The 26510-nt window shown below is 37.6% G+C and carries 19 protein-coding genes; 17 read left to right on the top strand and 2 right to left on the bottom strand.

Annotation, left to right across the window (positions count from 1 at the left end; translation table 11 throughout):
• Positions 1–63: 63 nt before the first annotated feature.
• Positions 64–4185: a hypothetical protein gene (locus IPP61_06680; GenBank protein ID MBL0324851.1), complete on the top strand. Its 4122-nt coding sequence runs from the start codon at positions 64–66 to the stop codon at positions 4183–4185.
• Between the two features lie 642 nt (positions 4186–4827).
• Entirely contained in the window at positions 4828–5736 is a 909-nt protein-coding gene (locus IPP61_06675; protein ID MBL0324850.1) for a hypothetical protein, read from the top strand.
• Positions 5737–5855: 119 nt separating this feature from the next.
• On the opposite strand, the gene IPP61_06670 is transcribed toward IPP61_06675, so the two are convergent.
• A complete protein-coding gene (locus IPP61_06670) occupies positions 5856–6719 on the bottom strand; it encodes an AraC family transcriptional regulator (protein ID MBL0324849.1) in 864 nt (287 codons plus the stop codon).
• Between the two features lie 226 nt (positions 6720–6945).
• Between IPP61_06670 and IPP61_06665 the strand changes: the two genes are divergently transcribed.
• The 13 genes from IPP61_06665 to selD all read left to right on the top strand — a co-directional run bounded on the left by IPP61_06665 (position 6946) and on the right by selD (position 22936).
• Positions 6946–8100 carry a Gfo/Idh/MocA family oxidoreductase gene (locus IPP61_06665; protein MBL0324848.1) on the top strand — a complete coding sequence of 385 codons (1155 nt, stop codon included), beginning with the start codon at positions 6946–6948 and terminating at the stop codon, positions 8098–8100.
• 13 nt (positions 8101–8113) lie between these two features.
• Positions 8114–9496, top strand: a complete 1383-nt coding sequence (locus IPP61_06660) for a Gfo/Idh/MocA family oxidoreductase (protein ID MBL0324847.1) — start codon at positions 8114–8116, stop codon at positions 9494–9496.
• Positions 9497–9749: 253 nt separating this feature from the next.
• Positions 9750–12782: a TonB-dependent receptor gene (locus tag IPP61_06655; GenBank protein MBL0324846.1), complete on the top strand. Its 3033-nt coding sequence runs from the start codon at positions 9750–9752 to the stop codon at positions 12780–12782.
• A gap of 30 nt (positions 12783–12812) precedes the next feature.
• The gene (locus IPP61_06650; GenBank protein ID MBL0324845.1) at positions 12813–14486 is read left to right on the top strand and encodes a RagB/SusD family nutrient uptake outer membrane protein; all 1674 of its coding nucleotides are present in this window, start codon (positions 12813–12815) and stop codon (positions 14484–14486) included.
• Positions 14487–14581: 95 nt separating this feature from the next.
• Complete coding sequence (locus tag IPP61_06645) at positions 14582–14974, top strand: hypothetical protein (GenBank protein MBL0324844.1); 393 nt, start codon at positions 14582–14584, stop codon at positions 14972–14974.
• 63 nt (positions 14975–15037) lie between these two features.
• The gene (locus IPP61_06640) at positions 15038–15277 is read left to right on the top strand and encodes a sugar phosphate isomerase/epimerase (protein MBL0324843.1); all 240 of its coding nucleotides are present in this window, start codon (positions 15038–15040) and stop codon (positions 15275–15277) included.
• Positions 15278–15391: 114 nt separating this feature from the next.
• Positions 15392–16732 (top strand): DUF1080 domain-containing protein, encoded by a 1341-nt coding sequence (locus IPP61_06635; GenBank protein ID MBL0324842.1) that lies wholly within the window; start codon positions 15392–15394, stop codon positions 16730–16732.
• A gap of 35 nt (positions 16733–16767) precedes the next feature.
• Positions 16768–17778 (top strand): class 1 fructose-bisphosphatase, encoded by a 1011-nt coding sequence (gene fbp / locus IPP61_06630; GenBank protein MBL0324841.1) that lies wholly within the window; start codon positions 16768–16770, stop codon positions 17776–17778.
• Positions 17771–18748 carry an alpha/beta hydrolase gene (locus IPP61_06625; GenBank protein ID MBL0324840.1) on the top strand — a complete coding sequence of 326 codons (978 nt, stop codon included), beginning with the start codon at positions 17771–17773 and terminating at the stop codon, positions 18746–18748. Before fbp ends, IPP61_06625 begins: the two co-directional genes overlap by 8 nt.
• Before the next feature lie 13 nt (positions 18749–18761).
• Positions 18762–19175, top strand: a complete 414-nt coding sequence (locus IPP61_06620) for a VOC family protein (protein MBL0324839.1) — start codon at positions 18762–18764, stop codon at positions 19173–19175.
• Positions 19176–19328: 153 nt separating this feature from the next.
• Positions 19329–20666, top strand: a complete 1338-nt coding sequence (locus IPP61_06615; GenBank protein MBL0324838.1) for a Gfo/Idh/MocA family oxidoreductase — start codon at positions 19329–19331, stop codon at positions 20664–20666.
• A 162-nt stretch (positions 20667–20828) separates the two neighbouring features.
• Entirely contained in the window at positions 20829–21893 is a 1065-nt protein-coding gene (mnmH, locus tag IPP61_06610; GenBank protein ID MBL0324837.1) for a tRNA 2-selenouridine(34) synthase MnmH, read from the top strand.
• A complete protein-coding gene (gene selD, locus IPP61_06605; GenBank protein ID MBL0324836.1) occupies positions 21890–22936 on the top strand; it encodes a selenide, water dikinase SelD in 1047 nt (348 codons plus the stop codon). The genes mnmH and selD overlap by 4 nt, the downstream gene beginning before the upstream one ends.
• Before the next feature lie 8 nt (positions 22937–22944).
• On the opposite strand, the gene IPP61_06600 is transcribed toward selD, so the two are convergent.
• On the bottom strand, positions 22945–23412 hold the full coding sequence (locus IPP61_06600) for a hypothetical protein (GenBank protein MBL0324835.1): 468 nt from the start codon (positions 23410–23412) through the stop codon (positions 22945–22947).
• 112 nt (positions 23413–23524) lie between these two features.
• Between IPP61_06600 and rlmF the strand changes: the two genes are divergently transcribed.
• Both rlmF and IPP61_06590 read left to right on the top strand, forming a co-directional pair.
• Positions 23525–24442 (top strand): 23S rRNA (adenine(1618)-N(6))-methyltransferase RlmF, encoded by a 918-nt coding sequence (gene rlmF / locus IPP61_06595; GenBank protein MBL0324834.1) that lies wholly within the window; start codon positions 23525–23527, stop codon positions 24440–24442.
• A 90-nt stretch (positions 24443–24532) separates the two neighbouring features.
• A complete protein-coding gene (locus IPP61_06590; GenBank protein MBL0324833.1) occupies positions 24533–26434 on the top strand; it encodes a helix-turn-helix domain-containing protein in 1902 nt (633 codons plus the stop codon).
• Positions 26435–26510 lie beyond the last annotated feature (76 nt).

Genomic DNA, 26510 nt, shown 5'->3' with positions numbered 1-26510 from the left:
ATTAAAAACTTCAAAATGAAATAGTACTTTTAATAAAAATTGAATCACCAAATTTTAAACAATATGAAAATCAAACATTCTTTTATCCTCCTAGTTCTGTTTTTTTCAATAATTAAGGCAAATGCCAAAACAGATACATTAATCAACCCAACACTTAAGTCTTTTAAATTAAATCAAGCAAGGGTTGCAACAAGCTGTTATAATGTGGTTAACTTAAGTACCACTCAAGAATCGTCAGTTAACACATTAAATTTAAGTAGCTATTTTAAAACTTATGATTACAGCAAGTTTATTGCAAATTATGGCTTTGGAGCACCAGTTTGGAAAGGTGACGGAAACACCCCAGTTGAACCATTAAAAGCTGGATGGAGTGTATGCGACATGGGTTCTCAATATCCTTTAAATCAAATTCCAGAGGTAAATAGTGGAGTTTTTGAAGGATTTAATTACACTTTGGGCGGAAACTTGGGTAGTGCAGGAAATACAGCGTTAAACAATGGATTCCCGAATGCTATAAATGTCATTAATGCAACCTCTGCGTCATTGGGAAACATCAATCAAGATTACGCTACACTTAATGCCATTGCTGAGTATTTTAAATCTTCAATAGTTACTATTGATGTTGGTGTTACAGCAAGAAATCCTCAACCTTCCTATAGGTCAGCTGGATATCTAATGCTTGATAGTGAAGGTCAGGGTGGAGTTAGGGATATTATTTTTGATATGAATTTTTTAACAGAAGTAAGTAAAAAAGCTCCAGATAAGAAAATTTTGCTATATGGAACTTCTCCTTCGCAATTTTCAACTTGGGATTATATTTATGGGTATTACTCTAGTCTTTCTGAGCAAGACATAAATGTATTAAAAAGGCCTTCGTCACCCGGAAGCGGATCATCAAGTAGTATTTTTTGGAATGAACATTTAAAAACTGGCAAATTGTATTTTGATGGGCAACCTGGGTATGTAAAATCTCCTTTGCCTACAACAGCAACTCTATACCAAAAGGACAATTTAGGAAATTACATATTAAATAACGGGAAAAGAATACTCAGAACTGATGAATTCTCAGAATTCCAATTTGGGATGAAAAACACTTGGCTTCCTATTGCTCATCCTTCAACTGATGGCTATAGTGATAATGTTTTGAGAAATATTTCTGATGTAAAATGGGCCATTGGAACACCTTATAGATTTATGACATTCTGGGAGTTTTGTCAAACCAACAATGCCAGTTTTAATAGCCCTGATGGCCTAAACGTGGATATTACACGTTGGAGAGATTACCCAAATAAATTTATATCTGTTAACTCATTGCTTACTGAGCATTATACTTTAGGTGGAAATTCCATCTACACAAGATGGCTGGGAGAAGAGCAAATAAAATTCAATGTAATGGCTCCGCTAATGTTGGGTTATGCTGGTGTGGAGTTATGGGAAAATGGGTGGCTTTCTGATCAATTTTATAATCCTGATTTTAATAACCCCATCCCATGGCATGGTAGACCTCTTCCATCTAAAGGGGGAAAACTATACGCACAGTGGACTAGAGAAGGGGGAGGCACTGATGTAAATACCACAGCCGATGATAACTGGACCAGATATAAATGGGCAACAGCTGCTGTTTCTACGATGCGTGATGTCATGAATTATTACACTTTAGACACAACTTTAAGATATTTTAATTTCACAAGATATGGAACAGCTGTGGGAGACAAAGAAATTATTATATTGGGAATGTACCAAAACTCTAACTTGCATTTGATGGCCTATTATCCATACCATGACCCCCAGGATAATACAAATGTCGACTTTTATATAAATAATAACAAACATACATTTACGGTAGAAGGGCGGAAGGTTTTGTTATTACATTTTAACGGTTTAACCACTACCAATTTAAGTCCTAATGACTTGATCGTTAGCTATCAGAATATCGATGGAGTTTCAAAAATTCTAAGAGGAAATTTGGAAAATCATACCGCATCTTCTGTACCTTCTAATCCAAATAGTTGTCAAACAGATCCATGTGCCTTTTCTGTTGCAGCAACAAGCTCAATCCCTACTCCAAATACGGGCCAATCAATTGAGCTAACTGCAGTTTGTACAGGGACAAATTGTACAGGTGTAAGCTATTCATGGAGTGGAAACGGAATAAGTGGTACAAGTTCTTTAATTACGATAAATGCACCTACAGCTGCTGGTAGTTACACATATACTATTACTGCCAGTAAAACAGGCTGTGCAAATAAAACGGCAGCTGTAACCATTAATGTTATTAATACAACATGTAACTTTACAGTGGCTGCAACAAATTCTAACGCAACACCAAATCCTGGGCAATCATTTCAGTTAAGTTCAAGTTGTACCGGGACAAATTGTTCGGGTGTAAGCTATTCATGGAGTGGAAACGGAATCAGTGGCACAAGTTCTTCAATAACGATAAATGCTCCAGCAACAGCAGGTAGTTACACATATACAATTACTGCCAGTAAATCAGGCTGTGCGAATAAAACAGCTACGACTACAATCAATGTTTTTGTTAACAATTGTCTTAATCTTACAAATGTAATTGTGCCTGCTAATTGCACAATTGAGGGTAATACTAAGAAACAAATAAAATTTGATATTTCCGGTGGCTCGGGTACTTACCAAATAGCTATTAATTCTGGATCATATTCTAATATAGGTCCAAGTTACGAGCTTTGGTGGCTTCCTGCTTGGGGAAATCCTGTACTTTCAGTCAGAGATGCTAACAATAATTCTCTTGCCAGAACTATAACTGTTACCTCAAATGCTTGTGGTGTGGCAGGTTCTTACTCTCTGAATACTTGTGGACCTTGTAGTGTAAATCCTCCTTCAACAATAAATGCAACCGTAAATCCTGTTGTTTCGGGTCAACCTACCACATTATCTACTTCTTGTCAGTCGGGTGCAACAGTTAAATGGAGTACAGGAGCAACCGGAAATTCAATTACTGTTAGTCCTACTATTACCACAACATATTCTGCATATTGTGACAATGGTTCCTGTTCAAGCACTTCAGTTTCCAAGACTATTTCCGTCCCTATTAATTGTCTTAATCTAACTAATGTAATTGTACCTGCTAATTGTACAATTGAAGGTAATACTAAAAAGCAAATAAAATTTGATATTTCCGGTGGCTCGGGTACTTACCAAGTAGCTATTAATTCTGGGGCATATTCAAATATTGGTGCCAGTTATGAACTTTGGTGGCTTCCAGCTTGGGGAAATCCTGTACTTTCTGTCAGAGATGCAAACAATAATGCTCTTGCCAGAACAATAACAGTTACCTCAAATGCTTGTGGTGTGGCTGGTTCTTACTCTATGAATACTTGTGACCCTTGTAGTGTAAATCCTCCTTCAACAATAAATGCAACGGTAAATCCTGTTGTTTTGGGTCAAGCTACCACATTATCTACTTCTTGTCAGTCGGGTGCAACAGTTAAATGGAGTACAGGAGCAACCGGAAATTCAATTTCTGTTAGTCCTACTAGTACCACAACATATTCTGCCTATTGCGAAAACGGCTCATGTACCAGTACAATAGTTTCCATGCCAATAACTGTTATTCCTCCTCCCAATTGTCTTAATTTAACCAATGTAATTGTTCCAACTAATTGTACTGTTGAAGGTAATACCAAAAAACAAATTAAATTTGATATCTCAGGAGGTTCAGGGACTTACGAGGTAGCAATAAATGGAGGTACATTTTCAAATACTGGAGCTAGTTCTGAATTTTGGTGGTTACCAGAATGGGGAAATCCAGTTTTTACAGTAAGAGATGCAAGCAATAATTCAAAAACAAGATCTTTAACTGTTACCTCTAATGCTTGTGGTGTGGCTGGTTCATATACCATTAATACCTGTGGAAATGGGGCTAGGATCTCAATGGAAGAACCTATCAATAATCTTAGTAGAGATAATGATAAGGAGAAAAGTATTGTTATTTTCCCTAATCCTGTATCAGAGAATACCTTTTCAATTAAAGCAGATTTTCGTATTAAAGATGTCATTATTTTAAATTCGCAAAATCAAATCGTAAGGAAAAATATAAAAAATCTCGAAAACATTGATGTAACAAATCTGATTTCAGGAGTTTATAATATTTGCTTTTTTAACGAAGAAGGCGAAGTGATTTTTAGAAAGATTGTTATTTCTAGATAAGTAGAAAATCCAAATACAGTAAATACTATTAATTTAATTTGCTGTATAACTAAATTGAAATAACAGCAATATCAAAAATCTTGATGTTGAAAAAATAAGAACCCCGACAAAGCCATTATAAGGAATAGTCGGGGTTTTTCGTTTATCCTGAAAAAAGAAGAGTTTGATGATTAATTAATTAATTGAGTTTTTTGTTGTTCAAAATAGAAAAACCTTAAAGGAGCTAACCCTTACTTTTTTGCTTGATACAAATTTTATTTAAATAATATACCCATACATTCAGCAGAAAAAACCACAATTACAAGTTCAATATTAAATGCTTTTGGTATCTTACTTTGATTAAAAACTTTTCTTGTTTGTTCAACTTCTCTTAATCCATTCTTATATAATATTTCTTTTTGCTTTTATCCAAATGCTGATTGGTTTAACATTTAGAAACGATAACCGGCAATTGACTTAATGGAATGATTCGATTTTTTAATTTATTAAAACATCGTACCTTCGGGTTTTATTATTCTTTATAAGAATTTAAACCATATTGAAGTCGGTTGGAATTAAGTTTTCAAAGCCTGACTGCAAATTTTCATTCTTCAAAAAAATTAATAAAGGTATTTAAGACAGATAATAATAGGTTATTTTACCATGTTACAGATAATTAACCAAGCAACAGATTTCGAAAGAGGAAAGGAAAAAACTGTTAATCTAAACTTAGCAATCTGTGGATTGGCAAGAAATGTTGAGCATTCCATTGGAAAAATCTTCGAAAAATTTGAGGAGGTAAAATCTTACTTTTCAGAGGTTTATGTAGTTATTGTTGAAAACGACAGCACCGATAATACAAAAAGTATATTAAAAAATTGGTCAAATACTAACGCCAGACATATTCTTATTTCTGAAGATCTTAATGAAAACCCCGTTAATAAAGGCCCTTTTTCCGAGCACAGGATCTCATTAATGTCAAGTTTTCGAAATAAATACTTAAAAGAAATAAATAAAATTCCTGGTCTTGATTATGTAATGATGGTTGACCTTGACATTTTTGATTTTTCAGTAAGAGAAATAATCTCAACTTTTAATCATACGGAAAACTGGGATGTAGTTTCTGCAAATGGTCAAAATTTGGTTTTACAATTTGCCTTTCCTGTGTACTTTGATGTTTTTGCGTTGAAAGAAATTGGCAAAAATCCAATCGAATATTTCGATGATATTGTCCCGATGCAAAAAAAGTATACAGCTTTATGTAAAAGAAACGAATGGATAAGAGTAGAGTCTGGTTTTAATGGATTGGCTATATACCGAGCTGCATGTTTTAATTTCGATATTAGATATGAAGCTAGGATATCAGAAAATGAAAGTGAGATTTCGGTATGGTGTGAGCATGTAAGCTTTAATCAGGATCTAATAAAAGCCGGATTTAACAGACAATTTATTAACCCAGGTTTAAAGGTTAAATACTTAGAAATTGACTCAAAAATATTTTGGTCTAATTTTTACAAATATTTCAAATACCTGGTAGGAACTCTTTTAAATAAAATCAAATCAAAATTCTAGACATCAAGTTTTTCATATTCATAAAATTTTTCGAAAACCAAATATCTCATTATAAGAACTATTAAAAATTTCAATTTGCTTAACAACAGCAAATTAATTCGAAATAACATCCTTTCAATTTAGTCAATATAATTCATCCTATATGCCAGTGGGGTAATTTTCTTGGTAGTTTTAAACTGACGGTTAAAGTTTGAAAGGTTGTAAAATCCACTGTCAAAAGCTATCTGCGAGATACTCAGTTTGTCATTTTGCAATAATTTACATGCAAATTCGATTCTGATATCGGTCAAAAAACTTGAGAATGTTTTTCTGGTTCTTTTTTTGAAATATCTGCTAAATGCCGACTCACTCATATTGGCCAGTTGTGCTACATCATCGAGTTTAATCGGATTTCGAAAGTTTTCACTTACATGTTCCAATACTTTTTTGATTCGATCGGAGTCCACCTCATTCCTGATTTGAATGGGGTCAGAAGACAAGAATTCAAGATTTTTGCTTTTTGCCAAATCGTCTAAGATTTCTAAAAACTTTACCAATCTTGGCATTCCTTCCAGGTCAAATACACTTAGCAACTTGGGATATATTAAGTCCGCGGTTTCTTTACAAAATTGTATTCCCCGTTTTGATCTTTCCAAAAGGTTTTTGATACCATAGCTCTCCGGCGAATCCCAAAATGCTGCTCCCAAAAAATCGTAATTAAAGTGAATCACCATTGAGCGAGCTTTGAGTGAACTATCGGGTTTTAAATACTCTTCGTCGTTTTTATAATAATGTGGAAGATAGCTTCCAATCATACATAAATCACCCGGTTCAAAATCGGTTATACTACTTCCAACATACTTTTTCCCGGTGCTTTCCTGAATCAAAACCAACTCTATTTCGGGATGATAATGCCAGGGAGTAGGGAAATTAGGACCTGATAATTTTAGTAAATTAAATGAGGTATCGGCTGGGTTTGAGATTTTAAGTAACTGAGGTTTCATCTAACTTATGATATTTTTTTTCCAAATTTATTTTATTTTAGGAATATTTGTATCACGTACTCTCATGTTTTTAAGACTTTTTTTACATATATAAGATTTTTGATGTCAAAATTTCACCAGAAATAGCATTTATAATTGCACCAATTCAATAATTTCAAATGTACTTTTGTTAAAATTCTTATAATAACTTGTAAGATTCATAGTCATTATTCAATCAAAAATTAAAATGTCGGACAAACTTCATCGCCGGAATTTCCTGATCGAAAGCGGCTTAAAACTTTCAGGTCTTGGGTTTTTACCCACTTTTGTTTCCAATACCTCTCCTTCATTTTACAAAGAAAAAGCCTCAACGCCTTTAATATATTCAGCACCCAGAATCAAATTCGGAGTAATCGGAATCAACCATAACCATATTTATGGAATGGCCGGCTCTGTGATTAGAGGAGGAGGCGAAATGGTAGCTTTTCATGCATTAGAAGACGATTTGGCTTCAGATTTTCAAAAAAGATTTCCAAACGCAAAAAGAGTCAGTGATAAAAAAGAAATTCTGGAAAATAAGGATATTGCCTTAGTATTAAGCTCCATCATCCCCAACCTACGCGGGCCTCTTGGTGTAGAAGTAATGAAGCATGATAAAGACTACATGGTCGATAAGCCAGGAATCACCGAACTGAAACAATTGAAAGAAATCAGAAAAGTGCAGAAAGAAACCGGTAGAATTTTTTCTATTTCTTATAGCGAACGTTTTGAAAACCGTGCAACAATGAGAGCATCTGAGTTGGTAAGATCCGGAGCCATTGGAAAAGTAATTCAGACCATTGGAATGGGGCCACACAGAATGAATCCTAAGTCGCGGCCAGCCTGGTTTTTTGAAAAGCAATATTTTGGTGGAATTATTACGGATATCGCTTCACATCAATTTGATCAGTTCCTGCATTTTACCGGCTCAAATCAGGCCAGAATATTATCTTCTCAGATCGGAAATTTTAATAATAAGAAATATCCCACATTTGAAGATTTTGGTGATGTGACACTTCAGGGAAATAAGGGTTCAGGGTATATCAGGGTAGATTGGTTTACGCCAGATGGGTTAAAAACCTGGGGCGATGGCCGCCTCACAATTCTTGGAACAGAGGGATTTATCGAGATCAGAAAGAACATAGATATTGCAAAATATGATACCGGAAACCATTTATATATGGCAAACAACAAGGAAACCGCTTATTTCGATTGTTCCGATTTTCCGCTTACTTACGGCACATTGCTTGTTGATGATGTAATAAACAGGACAGAAACGGCCATGTCTCAGCAGCATTGCTTTCTTGCTACAGAGCTAGCCCTTACCGCCCAGAAAAAAGCCAGAAATATCAGTGATTTTTAAATAATATTTGAAAATGAAAAGAAGAGATTTTATAAATAATTCGGTAAAAACAGTGGCAGCTGGCCTTGTATTTCCAACAATTGTGCCCTCTACTGTATTTGGAAAAAATGCTCCAAGCAATAAGATAAATATTGGACAAATAGGATGTGGTCGTATAGCACGTGACCACGATTTGCCAGGTACCTGGCAACATGAGCAGTCAAGAATTATAGCAGTTTGTGATCTGGACCGAAACCGCCTGGAAGACGGAAAGAGGCTGATTGATGGTTTTTATGCAAAAAAAACCGGAAATTCAGGATATATGGATACCAAAATGTATGACGATTACCGGGAATTATTACAAAACAAAGATATTGATGCCGTGATGATCAGCACGCCCGACCATTGGCATTCGCAACCGGCCATAGAGGCTGCTTTGGCCGGAAAACATATTTATTTACAAAAACCTACTTCTTTGACCATTTCCGAAGGCAGGTTGCTTAGTCAGATTGTTACAAAAAAAGGAATTGTATTTCAATGCGGCACTCAACAGCGGTCCTCTGACCAGTTTAGAATTGCTGCTGAGCTGGTAAGAAATGGCCGTATTGGAAAACTTCATACTGTAAAAATTGGCCTTCCCGGAGATCCGTCGGGCCCGGTAGCACCCGCTATGCCAGTTCCCAAAGGCTTGAACTATGATATGTGGTTAGGCTCAACGCCGATGGTTCCATATACCGAAATAGGCGTACATCCTCAAAAAGGATATGGCAGACCCGGTTGGTTAAGACTGGAACAATACGGTGCCGGAATGATCACCGGTTGGGGACAACACCATTTTGACTCTGCAGCATGGGGTATGGATACCGAATTGACCGGTCCGATTTCAGTAGAGGCTGTGGCTGAATTTCCAAAGTCAGGTCTTTGGAATGTACATGGTGACTTTATGGTCAAAGCTGAATATGCCAATGGAATCACAATGTACACAAGTGGTGGTTACCCCAACGGCATAAGATACGAAGGAACAGATGGTTGGATATTTGTATCGAGAGGCAATTATGTAGCCTCCTCAAGTGACCCTGTGGCAGCGGCACAAAGTGCCAAAGCATTGGATGCCAGCGATCCAAAAATCCTGAAATCAGAAATTAAAGAAAACGAAATAAAACTACAGGTAAGCAAAGAACACCACCTCAACTGGCTCGAAGGTATTCAGAATGGCACTCCGGTTTTATCTCCGGTTGAAATTGCTCATCGGGCTTGTTCGGTTTGTCTGGTAAGTCATATCGCCATGAAAATCCCGGGTAAGTTAAACTGGGATCCTGCAAAAGAGCGGTTTACGAATAATGATGCTGCCAACAAAATGCTAAAAAGAACCCAAAGGTCACCTTATGGCACTGAGCAATTTGCAAAGAAATTATAAAGTCTGCCCCATTTTTAAAATTATTTAACAACTGCCTTGCATTTGTTTATTACAAATTTTTATTGTCAAAATCCTATTAGAAATAGGCATTATTAAGGATGACAATTGTCTTTTGGGCAATTAATTTTGTATAAAATCTGTAAAAAACATACTTTTTACAAGATTGCTGGAGAATAAAAATTAATCTTAATCTATTTTTTTTATCACAATCGGGAATTCAAGGACCCGGAAAATTTAACCAATCTATTTTACTATGAAGAAAAATTTACTTTTTCTCTTTGCTATCCTTATGTGCGTAAATTCGTACGTATGGGCACAGTCACGTACTATTTCTGGAAAGGTGACAGATGCGAGTGGAACCGGCTTGCCGGGTGTTAGTGTAACAGTGAAAGGCTCTACACAAGGAGCAGTTTCTGATGGAGTTGGAGGATATTCGCTTAATGTACCTTCAAATAAGAACATTCTAGTGTTTTCTTACATTGGTTTTGTTGGTCAGGAAATTGAGATCGGAACTCAAAGTACAATTAATGTGTCGCTTCAGGAAGACGCAACTAACCTTTCAGAGGTCGTGGTTGTGGGCTATGGAACACTGAAAAAAAGTCAAACAACAGGTGCTATTTCACAAGTTACATCAAAGCAAATAAGCGAAATGCCTTTGACTAATCTTGGACAAGCTCTTCAAGGAAGAGCAGCAGGTGTTGATGTATCTCAGTCGGGTTCAAAACCTGGATCGACGCCCAAAATCTTAATTAGGGGTCGTCGTTCATTCAGGGCAAGTAATGACCCTCTTTATGTGGTTGATGGCATACCTCTTTCCGCTGGTTATGAAGACTTTAATCCCAATGATGTTCAATCTATGGAAGTATTAAAAGATGCAACTGCAACCGCAATCTATGGTGCCAGAGGTGCAAATGGAGTAATTTTAATAAGCACAAAAAGGGGAGCTGTAAAAGGAAAAACTACTGTGACCTATGATACTTATTACGGAAATTCAAAAGCGTTGAATCAAATCGAATTATTTTCGGGCCAAGAATTTGCAGAGTATGTAAGAGAAGCCTACAGGGCGACAGGTATATATAAAGATGCATCCGGTAATATTGTTGGGACAGGTAAATCTGATCCGGTTGCTGATTCTAAAGTAGCGGTATTAGGTGGAGACCCTAACGTTGTTGCCGGATTAGCGGCAGGTAGAAATACTCAATACCAGGACTTGCTATTGAAAAACGGTATTATCCAAAACCAAACTATAGGGGTTCAGGGTGGAAACAACAAAACTCAGTTTTATGTTTCTGGTGGTTTCTTCCAAGACAAAGGTATAACCGATGGACTTGACTATACAAGATACAATGTAAGAGCTAATATTGATCATGATATTAATAGCCGCTTAAAAATAGGTTTGTCATCATATGTTATGTATTCCGATAGAAATGGAGAAAACCTTAACCCTTACTCGTTCACGCTACAACAAAACCCTTTAGGTGCGGCTTATAAAGACGATGGCTCTATCAATTTTACCCCCACGAACGATGCACTATTGACAAACCCTCTTGCTGAAATTGTACCAGGGGCCCAGATAGATAATACAAAAAAATACAGAATTTTCAACAGTGTATTTGCTTCTGTAAAAATTATGGAAGGTCTTACATATAGAGTGAATTTTGGCCCCGACTTTACATTATCACGCTCTGGAAGGTTTGTGGGCGGTCAAACAAATGCAAGAAAAGGTGGGGATGCTCAAGCAAGTAGTACTTCCAGATTTGGGTTTGACTATACATTAGAGAACATTGTAAATTACACTAAATCTTTTGGATTGCACAATTTTAATGTTACTGCTTTACATTCCCTTCAAAAAGATACTTATGAAGAGTATGCAGTAAATACACAAGGTATCCCGGCGGAATCTCAAGTTTTCTATAACTTAGGAAATGCAAGCACAGTTACAGGAGTTTCCAGTAATTTAATTGAATGGACAATAAATTCTTACATGGGTAGAATAAACTATGACTTTAATGATAAGTATTTACTTACTGCTACTATTCGTCGTGACGGATCAAGTCGTTTTGGTGCAAATACAAAATATGGGAATTTTCCTGGTATTGCACTGGGGTGGAATGTAAGTAACGAAGGTTTTATGAAGGAAATCACTTGGTTGGATTTATTAAAACTTAGAGCTGGATGGGGAAGTGTTGGAAACCAGGCTGTAACCCCATATCAAACCCAAGGCTTGTTGGCCAGGACAGTTTACGCCTGGGATGCGACGGCTGCTTTTGGATACCGACCAAATACTATTGGCAATCCGGATCTGCAGTGGGAGAGCTCTGCTACAGCAAATATCGGTGTAGATTTTAGTTTATGGAGAGGCCGGCTACAAGGATCTCTAGAATTTTATCAAACCAATACTACCTCATTATTGCTGGCAGACCAATTACCAGGCTCAATAGGGTTCAGTCAGGTGACAAGAAACGTTGGAGAAACAAGAAATAGAGGTATCGAGCTCGGATTTACAACTGTCAATATGAATACATCTTCAGGATTTAGATGGTCTACCGATTTCCAGTTTACAAAAAATAAAGAAGCAATTGTGTCATTGTACAATGGCAAAATAGATGACCTGGGCAACAGGTGGTTTATTGGCCAGCCATTAAACTCTTTCTATGATTTTAAGAAAGCAGGAATCTGGCAATTGGGTGAAGAAGAATTGGCAAAATCTTTTGGTAGCCGTGTTGGTCAAATTAGAGTTCAAGATACAAACGGAGATGGTAAAACAACTGCGGATGATAGGGTATTGATAGGTTCTGATGTCCCTGATTTCAGTGCAGGTATGACTAACAGGTTCTCTTACAAGAACTTCGACTTGTCATTTTTCTTGTTTGGTCGTTTCGGAAACACTATTGTTTCAGGCTTCCACCAAAACAACAATGCATTGGCAGGTCGTTATCAACAAATAAAAGTTGACTATTGGACCCCACTGAACCCAACAAATGAGTTCCCCCAGCCATTGAGTACTCAAGAGTTCCCTGTATATAATACAACTATTATATACTACGATGGGTCGTTCATCAAACTTAGAAACATCAACTTTGGATATAGTTTTAATCCAAGAATTGCTAACAAATTGAAAATGGAATCGTTGCGATTATTCTCAAGCATACAACAACCAAAAATCTGGTCTCAATTTATCAGCAAATATAATGGCGTTGACCCTGAAACTTCAGGAACAGCTGTAAACAACGGAATAACACCTGCAACCAAGGTGTTCACTTTGGGCCTTAACGCTAAATTCTAATTGATAATTAAATTTTTAATTTTTGAAAAAATGAATCTAAGAAATATATTAAAACCAGTAAAAATTCTAGGAATTTCAGTTTTAATGCTGACTGGTCAATCTTGTAAAGATCTATTGAAAGAAACCGTAATCTCAGGTATACCAAATGATTACATGAATACTCCAAAAGGATTTGAAGATGCTGTAAATGCTGCATATTCTACTTTGAGATATTTTTATGGTACTCAACAAGGCCTAACCTTGACAGAGTATGGAACTGATATTTACGCAACCGGGGCAGATGGTGGTTATAAAGGATTCCACTTTTATGATACTCAGATGCAACCTACGGTTGACTATTTAGGTAATACATGGGATGAACTATACAGAGGTATAAACACCTGTAATGCCATTATTGAAAGAGCACCTGCATCTACTGTAGCTGATGCTACAAAAAAAGTAAGGGTGGCTGAAGCAAAGTTTCTAAGAGCTCAATATTATTTTATATTATTCCAGCAATGGGGTGGTGTAGATCTTAGATTAAATGAAACATTGGCTCCTACAAAAACTACAAAAAGAGCTTCTGACACCGAAATGTTTTCAGCAATTATCAAAGACTTTACTGAGGCTATTGCAGATTTACCCTCTACACAATCTCAATATGGAAGAGCCACGAAAGCCGCTGCAGAAATGGCTCTTGCCAAAGTGTACCTTGCAAAAGCCTATTCTACTTCCAAAGCTGCCGACGATTTCTCAAAGGCCGCTACATTGTCAGAAAGTGTAATCAAAAACTATGGTTTCAAATTGTTAGATGATTTTGCAAGTGTATTTGATGAAAACAATCAGAAAAATTCAGAAATAGTATTTGCTGTACAATATACTTCTGATTTGTTAACCAATCTTACAAATAATACTGGTAATGTAAACGGTGGAAATAATCTTCACTTGTTTTTTGGAATGCAATATGACGTTCAGGCTGGTATGCAACGTGATGTATTCTATGGAAGACCCTTCAAAAGGCTAAGGCCAACAGCATATTTGATAGATGTTTGTTTTGCAGATAGAGAAAACGATTCTCGTTATAAGAAAACATTCCGTGATACATGGAAATCAAACAAACCAGGCACCTATAATACTGCTTTCGATGATTCAAAAGCCAAAGTTACTTTTGCATCTGGAGATACAACAATTTTCATTCCTGGATATGAGATGTCAAAAGAAGAAAGGGCAAAAAGGCCATATCAGGTTTTGGTACCTAGCAAATATAATGAAGCCTTATTCCCAACTTTGACTAAGTTTTTTGACACAAAAAGACCAGATATGACTTATGAGTCTGGCAGCCGTGATTATTTCATGTTCCGTTTGGCTGATACATATTTAATGTTAGCTGAAGCACAATTAGGTGCAGGCAAAATACAAGAAGCCACTGATGCCTTAAATGTTGTGAGACAAAGGGCAGCATGGGCAGGTAAAAAAGATGCTATGAAAATAACATCTGACAAGATGAATATGGAAATGTTGATGCAGGAACGTGCACGTGAGCTAGCCGGAGAGCAAACCCGCTGGATGGATTTAAAACGTTGGGGTAACTTAGTAGAAAGAGTAAAACTTTACAACCCACAAGCTGCACCAAACGTTGCAAGTAAACACCTTGTAAGGCCAATTCCTCAAACTCAGATAGATAGATCTGAACCTGGTGCTTTTGCACAAAACCCAGGATTCTAAATATTCTCAAAACCACTTAAAAACCCCGGAGAAATTCGGGGTTTTTTTGAATTTGAAAAGATTAATTAATTAATTGTTAAATTATAATCCTTAACATGAACAGAAGAAAATGTACTCAATCTACGCCTAGCCTACTTTTGTCTTTTCAACTTGACACTTTCGCTGCAAAATACCATCAAAAAATGACTTATTTGGCCATCACCTGCAGTGGTAATAATCTGGTGGCCAACAAAGAAATTGCGGCTCAGGGTTTTAAAGGTAATCAGCTGAGAGCCACCACTTATCCTGTTTTCAAAGACAGTCTTCCAACAACTGAAGAGCCGAAAACTTACTCAAAAAACAAGTCAGCGGAAGTTAAAGCCGTTTTCGAAGAAACAGGAATACAACCCACATACCATAATCACATGCACCAGCTGGGCGAAACTCCTAAAGAAATCGACCTCATATTGCATGAAATGGATACAAGATACATCAAACTTTTACATTAGGTAGCACACTATCATCAGGGTGGTGACGTACCCGTTGAGCCAGTATTAAAATATAAAGATATTTTGTATGCTACTCATATAAAAGATACTAATCCCGATACTGAAAACAAGGCTGGCTACATGTTTGTAGAGTTGGGAAAGGGCAAAGTGGACATCCCTTTGATTTTTAAAAATCTTGAAAAAATTGGATTTAATGATTGGAATATTGTAGAACTCGATGCGTTCCCGGTCAAAGATCCCAAAGCATTGGAGTCGGTACAAATAAGTAAAAAGTACCTAAAAAAATTAAAGATGAAATTTTAACTCCTTTTTATTATTTATTGGAATATTTTCATCAAAAATTCAGGGTTTTTCGCCTTTTGTACATTATTTTGGAAAAATAATATTGGATACTTTTGTAGGTAAATTTTGATAAATATGAAAAAAATAATATTCGTTCTCATTTTAATCAGCTCACAGGTTTTTGCCCAAAAATGGATCAAACTTTTTGATGGAAAAAGCCTGAATGGCTGGACCCAAAAAGGTGGACAGGCAAAATATAAAGTTGAAAAGAAGGAAATTGTAGGAGAAACCGTAGCCAATACACCTAATTCTTTCCTTTGTACAGAAAAAGAATACGGCGATTTTATTTTGGAAATGGATCTGAAACTCGACGATGAAATGAATGGTGGGGTTCAGTTTAGAAGTCTTTCAAAACCAGACTATCAAAATGGCCGGGTACACGGCTACCAAATGGAAGTTGACCCATCTCCAAGAGCCTGGTCTGGAGGAATTTATGATGAAGGCCGCCGTGACTGGCTATACAATCTGAATCAAAACTCCGAGGGTCAAAAAGCTTTTAAAAAACTGGAATGGAATCATTACCGTATCGAGGCCATCGGCAGCACCATCCGTACGTTTATCAATGGTATTCCCACCGCTCATCTGATTGATGATATGACAGACAAGGGTTTCATTGCCCTGCAGGTACATAGCATATACGCCGACATGAAGCCCGGTATGAAGATTCGTTGGAAAAACATCAGGATTCAAACCGAAAACCTGATTCCTAGTCCGCTGGACGATTGCCCGGTTGTAAATTTGCTTACCAACAACATTTCGGAACAAGAAAAAGCCCAGGGGTATAAACTTCTTTTTAATGGCAAAAACTATGACGGATGGCATGGCCAGAGAAAATCGATAAGCCTCGAAAGCAGATGGAAAATAGAAGATGGCATTTTGGCAATTACAGCCAATACCGACAAAAAACCCGGCATTGATTTGTTGTCAGACAGCCTTTACAGTGCCTTTGAACTGCAGTTTGATTTTAAGTTAACCGATGTGGCCAATTCCGGAGTAAAATATTTTGTGGAAATGCTGGGAGAAGAGGGTAGAAAAACTGCTCTTGGACTGGAATATCAGGTACTTGACGACGAAAATCACCCCGATGCCAAGCAAGGCGTGGTAGGCAACCGCACCATGGCCAGTTTGTATGATTTGATTCCTTCTGATAAACTCGACAAACGTTTTCAACGTAAAACAGGAGAATGGAATCAGGCAAAAATCGTGGCCTTGCCTGACAATACCGTACAACACTGGCTCAATGGCTTCAAGGTTTTGGAATATAAACGAAAAAGTAATATTTATAAAGCACTGGTGGCCCGGTCAAAATATGCAGTAAATGAAGGTTTTGGTATGGGAGAGAAGGGGTATATTCTAATGCAGGATCATAGCGATTTGGTGTATTTTAAAAATATAAAAATTCGGGAATTGAAATAATATTCATTAAATTCACTCATTAATTTAATGAATATATGTACACACCTGATGAAGAAAAACTAGCCGTACCTGTAGGTACAACTTTAGACAGATTTATCAAGCAACATCAGCAGGCATTTCCGCATGCTTCGGGCGAGTTATCACAATTGTTGAGAGATATCGCACTGGCCGCTAAAGTGGTAAACCGGGAAATCAACCGGGCTGGTCTTGTCGATATTATCGGTGGTTTTGGTAGTGCCAATGTACAAGGTGAAAATCAGCAGAAACTCGACGTCATTGCCGACATCAGGTTTATCAGAGCCTTAAAAAATGGAGGGGAGGTTGCGGCGATAGTTTCTGAAGAAAAAGAAAACATTATTTTCACAGGCAATGATCACGGAAAATACGTAGTGGCCATTGACCCACTCGATGGTTCCTCCAACATTGACGTAAACGTATCCATTGGAACCATTTTCTCTATTTACCGCAGAATCTCACCGGTAGGTTCTCCACCTACAATTGATGATTTTTTGCAAGGCGGAAGAAAACAAGCAGCGGCTGGCTATATTTTGTATGGTTCTTCCACAATATTGGTTTTTGCTACGGGACATGGAGTAAACGCGTTCACTTATGAGCATTCATTGGGTGAATTTTTTCTTTCTCACAAAAACATGCAGATACCTCTTTCCGGAAATATTTACAGTTGCAACGAAGGCAATTTATATGATTTTCCTGAATATGTCCAAAAATATATAGCAGACTGTAAGACAAACAGATATGCTGCAAGATACATTGGCTCTTTAGTTGGTGATTTTCACCGAAACCTCCTTAAAGGTGGTGTATATCTTTATCCTCCCACTAAAAAAACACCCGGTGGAAAACTTAGATTACTTTATGAATGCTACCCACTGGCGTATCTGATAGAGCAAGCGGGTGGCCAGGCTTTTTCTGATAAAGATCGGGATATTTTGGATATTAAACCGACGGATGTTCATCAGAGAAGTCCATTGTATATCGGTTCAACCGAAATGCTTGATGATCTTCACAAAGAGATGCAGAATGATTAGGGCTTTATTAAAATATAAAATTTTTGCACTAATTATATTTTGCTTTTCGGCAAATGCCCAGAGTCTTTCAGGCATCACTAATGTACCTGATACCTCGTATTCCAATTGGTCGGCTTATATAAATTCTAAAAAGACCAATCCCGAAACTAAATGGGTTGGTGAATTCAAATTTAAAAATGTACAGGAAAGAAGAAACATTGTTTATCAGATGTTCCCCGACAAAAGTCTTTCTCTTGACGCATTTTACGATTCTTCAATAAAGCAAAAACCTGCAATTGTCATCATTCATGGCGGAGGCTGGCGGTCTGGCAATAGGTCCCAGCATATTCCCCTGGCTCAAAAGTTGGCCTCCAAGGGGTATGCTTGTTTCATGGTTGAATATAGACTTTCCACAGATGCCTTGTTTCCGGCGGCTGTTCAGGATTTAAAAGCAGCCATAAAAGGAATTAAAGCCCATTCCGTAGAGTTTGGTCTGGATACCAATAAAATTGCAGTTTGTGGTTTTTCGGCGGGTGGGCAATTAGCCGCTTTGATTGGAAATACCAATGGCAATTTGTTTTTTGAACCCACAAAATCGGAAAATCAGCCTTCAAGCACAGTGCAGGCAATTATAGATTTGGACGGCATCCTGGCTTTCATCCATCCCGAATCTGGAGAAGGTGATGATTCCAAAAGAATTTCAGCTGCAACTTACTGGTTTGGATATTCAAAATTTGAAAACCCCAACCTCTGGAAAAAAGGCTCAGCATTGACTTATGCAGGCAAAAATTCACCTCCAACCCTATTTATCAACAGTTCGGTTCCACGTATGCATGCCGGCCGTGAAGATTATTGTGCAATACTGAAAAGTCAGGGCATATATACAGAAATCAAAACTTTTGATGGATCTCCCCATTCTTTTGTGCAGTTTGAACCCTGGTTTTCACCCATGGTAACCACTATTGATAATTTTTTGAAAAAAATATTTTAACTTTTTATACCCTATGAATTTAAAAATCAACAGTTTGCAGCATATCGGTATACCGGTTTCAGACGTCGAAATTTCAGAAGTTTTTTATTCAAAATTAGGTTTTGAAAACGTAATGGAATCAACTTTTGAGCACAATGGTGAAAAAGGGGGTAGGGTGAAGATGATGAAATTGAATGAAATCATTGTCGAAATTTACCAGTTTCCGGCTTCTGAAATCCCTGCCATTAAAAACAGAAAAGATGGGCATATAGATCATATCGCATTTGATGTTTCGGATATCGACCAAACATTTAATTTACTCAAAATCAATGGTTATAATATTCTCGAAAATGAGCCGGTCTTTTTAAATTTTTGGGAAAAAGGCTGCAAATATTTCAATATTTTAGGCCCTGATGGAGAGCGACTGGAGTTTAATCAGATTTTATGAATATACCCAATTAAAGTCTGAGTCTTTGTATCCAACAAATTGATACTATTTTGTCTTTTTTCTTTACCACTTTGTCGAATATATATTTAATGATAGGATTCGAACACAATTATTTTTTAAATTGAGAAGTAATTTCAACCAAAATAAAAAGAAATGACAACAAGAAGAGAATTTGTAAAAAAATCAATAATGGCCGGCGTAGCTACCGGGTTTTCAGTAAAAAGTTACGGTAAAATAATTGGTGCCAATGACCGTGTCAGAGTAGCGTGCGTAGGTTTTTCTGACCGTTTCAGAGCGTCACATTTGCCTCCTTTCAAAGCATTGCACAAAGATATGAACTTCGAAATGGTAGCCCTTTCCGACATCTGGAATCGCCGACGTGAAGAAGGAAAAGCAGTAATTGACAAAGCATTAGGTTCTGATATTAAGGTATTTAGAAACAATGATGAATTATATGCTTCAAAAATGGTGGATGCCGTTTTTATGAGTACAGCCGATTTTCAACATGCCCTGCACACCATCGAAGCCGTAAAAGGGGGCTGTGATGTTTATGCCGAAAAACCCCTGTCAGAAACCATGGCCGACAACCGTGCCGTTTTGAAAGCAGTGAAGGCTTCAGGCAAAATTGTGCAGATAGGCTCTCAACGCCGCTCAGGAGGAAACTACCATGCTGCTGCAGATTTTATTAAGTCAGGAAAATTTGGCGATATAAAAATGGTAGAACTCATGTGGAACGTAAACCAGCCCGGTCGCTGGAGAAGGCCCGCATTGGTCAAAGACCTCAAAGAGTCAGATGTGGACTGGAAACGCTACCTAATGAACCGCCCAATGGTGCCATTTGACCCACGTAAATACCTGGAATACAGATTGTTCTGGCCGTATTCTTCAGGCATTCCCGGCCAATGGATGAGCCATCAAATTGATACTGTTCACTGGTTCTCTGGTTTGGAATATCCCCGCTCAGTGGTTGCCAATGGTGGTATTTATCAATGGCAAGATGGCCGCACCAATGCCGATACCCTTACGGTGGTGTTTGATTATGGTCCTGCTGACCAACCTCAAAATGGTTTCCAGGTGCAGTTTACTAGTAGATTTTCCAACTCTGCCGGAGACACCAAGGAACTGTATTATTCCAACGGCGGCATGATTAACCTCGACACCAATGAGATTTCGGACACCGGCGGACTAAGAGAAAGAGAAGCCGCAGCCATGGGATTGAAAGCCAACCTTTTGGCTCCCATGAAACTGGAAGGTGAAAAAGTAGCCACTGATGCCAATACTGGTGGTGACGCTCTTACATTTAACCATATCAAAAACTTTATGGAGTGTGTGCGTAGCCGCAAAACTCCTAATGCACCTATTGAAGCGGGTTATCAGCACTCTATTGCTACCATGATGTCAAATGCTGCTTATCGCACCGGACTTAAAGTGACCTTTGACCCGAAAGCTCAGGAGATTTTGGTGGGCGGTAAGCCTTGGAAGCCGTATTGAGAAAAATTTTAAATTATGATATAAAGGTCGTCTTTTTAGGCGGCCTTTTGTTTTTTAAGAAAATCAGAACCCAACTATTTTCCTTATCTTTGAATAGTTTTGACAATCGTCATAGGTATTTTCATATCTCTGGGATTATTTTCGAAACTTAATTCAGGATAAATGCCAATCACCTCCTTAAACATAGATTCTTTTCTCGAAAAAGCACAAAACCACCCTGTTTTTGATGTAAGGAGCCCGGGGGAATATCTGCATGCACATATTCCGGGTGCTGTGAGTTTTCCGCTTTTTTCTGATGAAGAAAGAGCAGTAATTGGCACTACCTATAAGCAAGTCAACCGCGAATCTGCCATTAAAATCGGACTGGATTACTTTGGGCCCAAAATGCGGTATATGGTCGAAACCGTGGAAAAGCACACCGAAAGCCTTTCTGAAAACCGAAGTAATTTCACCCCTGCTCCCAAACCTGTAGTATTGGTGCATTGCTGGCGTGGAGGCATGCGTAGTGGTGCGGTTGCATGGCTGCTTGACCTTTATGGGTTTGAGGTGTATCTCCTTCAGGGTGGATATAAAGCGTTCAGAAACAAGGTTTTGGATACTTTTCAAAAAGATTATTCTCTGAAAATAATTGGTGGATATACCGGCTCAGGTAAAACTTATATTTTGCAAAAACTTTCAGAAAAAGGCTTTCAAACGGTGGATCTGGAGCATTTGGCTTCACACCGGGGTTCGGCACTGGGTGGTATCAACTTGCCTCCTCAGCCTTCGCAGGAGATGTTTGAAAATCTACTGGCAATCGAATTGTTGAAATTGAACCCAGCTTCTGATATATTTTTGGAAGACGAAAGCCGTCGTATAGGACAACTGAACATTCCCGGGGATTTTTACGAAAAAATGAGCCCAAGTCCTTTATATTTTCTCAATGTACCATTCGAAAATAGACTTGATTTTTTAGTGTCAGAGTACGGCATCATGCCACAAGAAGCCTTGTCAGATTCTATAACCAGAATAAAAAAACGGCTGGGTGGATTGGAAGAAAAAAATGCACAACAGCATTTGGCAGAAGGGAACATTAAGGAGTGTTTCAGGATATTGCTTAGATATTATGACAAATTTTACAAAAAAGATCTGGAACATAAACAGGAAGTAGGCACTCCTACTGTATTAATAGAAACCCAGGATATGAATTTAAAGGAAAATACAAACTTTATAATCAGCAAATTATGATTGAAGAAGAAATAAAATTAACCCAGTATTCGCACGGTGCGGGTTGTGGTTGTAAGATTTCACCCAAAGTACTGGATGTAATCCTAAAAGGCAATTTCGCATTACCTGATAATCAGAAATTGATAGTAGGTAACTCAAGTCGTGATGACGCCGCAGTGCTTGACCTGGGTAACTGTCAGGCACTCATTTCTACCACAGATTTTTTTATGCCAATCGTCGATGACCCTTTTGACTTTGGCCGTATAGCCTCCTGTAACGCCATCAGTGACGTGTATGCCATGGGTGGCAAACCCATTTTGGCCATCGCGATTCTGGGCTGGCCTATCGATAAATTGTCGCCTGAAGTTGCTCAAAAAGTAATAGATGGTAGCCGAAGTATCTGTCTCGAAGCCGGAATAAGTCTGGCCGGTGGTCATAGTATTGATTCTCCCGAGCCTATTTTTGGTCTGGCGGTGAACGGTTTGGTGGATACTGATAAAATAAAACACAACGACAAAGCCAATGCCGGAGACCTTTTGTTTCTGACCAAACCACTCGGTGTGGGTATTTTGACTACCGCCGAAAAAAAGGGCATTTTGAAACCCGAACATAAAAACCTGGCAGCCGCACAAATGATGCGGCTCAACAAAGTCGGAGAATTTCTCGGCAAAATCAACGGGGTATCAGCCATGACCGACGTGACTGGCTTCGGGCTTTTGGGGCACCTTACCGAAATGGCAGAAGGATCGGGCCTGACGGGAGTAATTGACTATCAAAAAGTTCCCAAAATTTTGCCCGAACTATTAGATTATGTTTCGGCTAAGTCGGTACCTGGAGGTACCAAACGTAACCGTGACAGCTATGGACATAAAATCGCCCCGATTTCTGAGGAGCAATGGTCTCTCCTGGCCGACCCGCAAACCAGCGGAGGCTTATTGATTGCCGTAAACCCCAATCAGAAACAGGAAGTCATAGATATTTTGTCACAAAACCAACTTTCTGACTTTATTGAACCTATTGGTTATCTGAAAACAAAAAGTGAATTTGTGGTAGAGGTGATTTAGGCTTGGGTTTATTTCATAAAAGCAAAAATTCCGCCTCCGATAATTGCAAAAAGAATAGCAATACCATAAATGGCTAAAATCACTATGGTAAAAATTCCAAAGAATTTAAACATTGATTTCTGATTGAGAAATGCCTCCTCAAGGTCTGAAGCGTCAGAATCTTCAACAGCGGTTTTTGCTTTCTTTGAAAATTTAAACAAATAAAAACAAGGAATCAAATAAATGGCTGCAATGGCAACATACATGGCTCCCATAAAAAAGCCCATACCTTGAACTTGTGGAGCAGCCTGAGATTCGCCCAAGGCTCTGTTCATCATTCCATTATAGATTGTGCCAAAAAAAACTCCAAAAAGAACTAAAATACCAGATAAAATAAAGCCGGCAATTGCCAGAAACTTTCCCCATTTAGCGGTTTCCAGTAAATAACTTTTGGCAGAATCGTTGACTTCTAATTTTTCAAAATCGGAGAGACTCATGATATTAATTTTTTAAATGTGATAAATTCAGATATACTTATGCAAATTAAAAAAATGAAATCTTTAATCAAATATCCCGGAAAATTGTTTTTTACTTTTGTCACCAAGAATAATTGATGTTTTGATAAATAAAAAGGAAAAGATAAGCTTTCATCCCAGAAACAAACATAATGGGAATTATGATTTTGAATCTTTGAAAAAAGTCGTTCCTGATCTTGAAAGTCATGTTTTTACCAATGTTCACGGTACTCAAACTATCGACTTTTCGGATCCTGTTGCAGTAAAAATGCTCAATAAGGCACTTCTTTATCATTATTACAAAATTCCGTTTTGGGATATTCCTGCCGGTTATCTTTGTCCTCCTATTCCCGGTCGTGCTGATTACGTACATGTGGTAGCCGATATTTTAGCCGAAAGCAATGCTGGCCTTTTTCCCACCGGAAAAGCAATAAAGTGTCTTGATATAGGAGTAGGAGCCAACTGCATTTATCCTGTTTTAGGGCATGAAGAATACGGCTGGAGCTTTGTAGGAAGTGACATTGACCCGGTTTCGGTAAAATCAGCGAAGGCTATTGTCGGCTTTAATCCTAGCTTGAAAGGAGAAATTGAGATCAGACATCAGGTCAATTCAAAGCACTTTTTCGAAGGCATTATTTTACCAGAAGAATATTTCCAGGCCACTTTTTGCAACCCACCATTTTACGGTTCTGCGGAAGAGGCATTGGAGACCAATCTGAAGAAACAAAAAAACCTGAAAGACAAGAATATCAAGCATGCTGTCCGTAATTTCGGAGGAAATGCAAATGAACTTTGGTATGAAGGAGGAGAGTTGAAATTTGTTTTGGAAATGATCAGAGAAAGTCAAAAATTCGCCAATAACTGTCTATGGTTTACAACTTTAGTTTCGAAAAAAGAAAATCTGGAACGTATTAAAAAGGAATTTGAAAAACTTCAAATTTTAAATATTAAGATCATAGAAATGTCTCAGGGGCAAAAAGTTAGCAGGGTGGTGGCATGGTCTTTTTCGTAATAATATTTTTCACTATTCTCAATCATATAATATTCAGGATTAATAATTAAAAATCACATTTTTATTACCTTTGGCAAAACGTTTTCGTTTATGGTTATAATAAAATTCTTTGAGAGGCTTTTGAAAAAGTCTGGTAAGGCTTTATTTGGCTTTCTGATAGGAATCTCCATGACTTCGTTTTCGCAAACCAAAATCGAGGTAGAGGTGCTCCCCCCCCTACTCAACCCCGACAAGCCTATTTTCATAGCATTGGATTATAACAACTGGAATCCCGGAGATAGTAAATATATGCTGAAAAAGGAGTCTGAAAAAGTATATAGTATAGTTCTGGAAAATTCCCCTGCAAGTTTTGAATATAAGTTTACTCAAGGTACCTGGATGTACGTAGAAGGCACTCCTGACGGTCAAAGCTTGCCCAATCACAGTTTCGATCGGACGGTACAAAAAGGCAACTTTCAGAAAACCAGTATTTTGGGCTGGGAAAGACAGGTTTTATATGACATAATTATCGAACAAATTCCGGAAAATACTCCTCAGGATTCGAAAATATTTATCGCCGGAAATTTTAATAATTGGGATGCCGGAAACCCTGATTTTGAATTAAGAAAAAATATTAATGGCCAGTATGTTTTTAAGCTTTATACTGATTTACAAAAAATAGAATATAAGTTTACCAGGGGTAGCTGGGAAACAGTTGAAGCACGTGAGAGCGGTAAAGCCAGACCCAACCGCACTATTTTTCGCGATTCAAGCATTGACAATAAAGCTGTAACCTGCCAAATCGAAGGCTGGGAAGACCTGCTGGGCACATTACATGTATATTCTATCTTTGATTTTTTGCTTCTGTTTTCTGTTTTTCAAGGTATATTGTTATTGATAACAGTTCCTTTTACTCAAAAATCCAATACTGAAGCCAACAGATGGCTGCTAGGTTCAGTTGCAATTGCTTCATTGTCAATACTTTTATATCTGACTTCTAACTTTCAGGTATTTGTTAACCGATTCCCAAGAATGGTAGTCCTGGCTGACTTCGTTTATTTTCTTTATGGACCATTTTTTTATTTTTATCTGATTAAACTGCTTTTTCATAACAAAAAACTTCCGGGTCGCTGGTATTTGTTTTTTATACCTTTCCTACTCCAATTTTTTTCTTATCTCCCATTCATAATTCAGAATGACAAGACCTTCCTGCTTGAACTGATGGATCAAAAACCACTATTGCAGGAAATATTTGGTGGTGCCGGGATATTGGGACTATTTTGGAACATATTTTTCTGGATTTTATACAGGAAATTGATATCTGCTTATAAAAAGCAATTTGAAAACACCTTATCTTATGAGCAAAACCTCAATTATCTGAATGTAGTACTCGTTTTGCAATTTCTGGTGCTGTGTTTTTGGGCATTCTCCATGGTTTTGACACTAACCGGAAAAGTTACAAAGCTTGAAAATGTAATTTTGGTTGAAAACAGTACAGACCTCATCTGGTTAATGTTTTCATTTACCACTTTTATCGTTGGATTTTTTGCGATTCATCATAATGAAATTGAACAGGTACCCGGTCATGCAGCCGGAGTGGCTTTTGAAGACATGCTCGAAAGTCGCATTTCAAATACCCCTCAATTTAATATTCAGACCCAACAGGAAGATTTGAGTGAAGAAGTAGAAACGTTGGAAAAATATATTGAAAGTGAAAAACCCTATAAGAATCCGAAAATCAGCCTTTCAGAACTGGCCTCCGAGATTGGGATATCTTCGCACGTACTTTCAAAAATTATCAATGAACATTACAGCCAAAACTTCTTTGATTTTATCAATGGCTACAGAGTTGAAGAGTTTAAGAAAATGGTAAAAGATCCCAAAAATCAAAACTTCACTTTTCTGGGACTGGCATTTGAGGTTGGCTTTAACAGTAAGACCGCTTTTAACCGTGCATTTAAGAAAATCACCAATCTTACCCCTAGAGAATACCTCGATTCCTTCAAAAATTGATTAAAAAATTGGTGCCATTTTATAAATTGGCACTTTTGATTTCTGTAAAACACAGTAAATCAATCACTTGAAATTA

Source organism: Cytophagaceae bacterium (assembly GCA_016722655.1).
Taxonomy (GTDB): Bacteria; Bacteroidota; Bacteroidia; order Cytophagales; family Spirosomataceae; genus Leadbetterella.
This window is presented reverse-complemented; position numbering and strand designations above follow the sequence as displayed.

Excerpts from the sequence above, each read along its gene's own strand:
- IPP61_06680 (MBL0324851.1), top strand. The coding sequence starts at position 64 with ATGAAAATCAAACATTCTTTTATCCTCCTAGTTCTGTTTTTTTCAATA.
- IPP61_06675 (MBL0324850.1), top strand. The coding sequence starts at position 4,828 with ATGTTACAGATAATTAACCAAGCAACAGATTTCGAAAGAGGAAAGGAA.
- IPP61_06670 (MBL0324849.1), bottom strand. The coding sequence starts at position 6,719 with ATGAAACCTCAGTTACTTAAAATCTCAAACCCAGCCGATACCTCATTT.
- IPP61_06665 (MBL0324848.1), top strand. The coding sequence starts at position 6,946 with ATGTCGGACAAACTTCATCGCCGGAATTTCCTGATCGAAAGCGGCTTA.
- IPP61_06660 (MBL0324847.1), top strand. The coding sequence starts at position 8,114 with ATGAAAAGAAGAGATTTTATAAATAATTCGGTAAAAACAGTGGCAGCT.
- IPP61_06655 (MBL0324846.1), top strand. The coding sequence starts at position 9,750 with ATGAAGAAAAATTTACTTTTTCTCTTTGCTATCCTTATGTGCGTAAAT.
- IPP61_06650 (MBL0324845.1), top strand. The coding sequence starts at position 12,813 with ATGAATCTAAGAAATATATTAAAACCAGTAAAAATTCTAGGAATTTCA.
- IPP61_06645 (MBL0324844.1), top strand. The coding sequence starts at position 14,582 with ATGAACAGAAGAAAATGTACTCAATCTACGCCTAGCCTACTTTTGTCT.
- IPP61_06635 (MBL0324842.1), top strand. The coding sequence starts at position 15,392 with ATGAAAAAAATAATATTCGTTCTCATTTTAATCAGCTCACAGGTTTTT.
- fbp (MBL0324841.1), top strand. The coding sequence starts at position 16,768 with ATGTACACACCTGATGAAGAAAAACTAGCCGTACCTGTAGGTACAACT.
- IPP61_06625 (MBL0324840.1), top strand. The coding sequence starts at position 17,771 with ATGATTAGGGCTTTATTAAAATATAAAATTTTTGCACTAATTATATTT.
- IPP61_06620 (MBL0324839.1), top strand. The coding sequence starts at position 18,762 with ATGAATTTAAAAATCAACAGTTTGCAGCATATCGGTATACCGGTTTCA.
- IPP61_06615 (MBL0324838.1), top strand. The coding sequence starts at position 19,329 with ATGACAACAAGAAGAGAATTTGTAAAAAAATCAATAATGGCCGGCGTA.
- mnmH (MBL0324837.1), top strand. The coding sequence starts at position 20,829 with ATGCCAATCACCTCCTTAAACATAGATTCTTTTCTCGAAAAAGCACAA.
- selD (MBL0324836.1), top strand. The coding sequence starts at position 21,890 with ATGATTGAAGAAGAAATAAAATTAACCCAGTATTCGCACGGTGCGGGT.
- IPP61_06600 (MBL0324835.1), bottom strand. The coding sequence starts at position 23,412 with ATGAGTCTCTCCGATTTTGAAAAATTAGAAGTCAACGATTCTGCCAAA.
- IPP61_06590 (MBL0324833.1), top strand. The coding sequence starts at position 24,533 with ATGGTTATAATAAAATTCTTTGAGAGGCTTTTGAAAAAGTCTGGTAAG.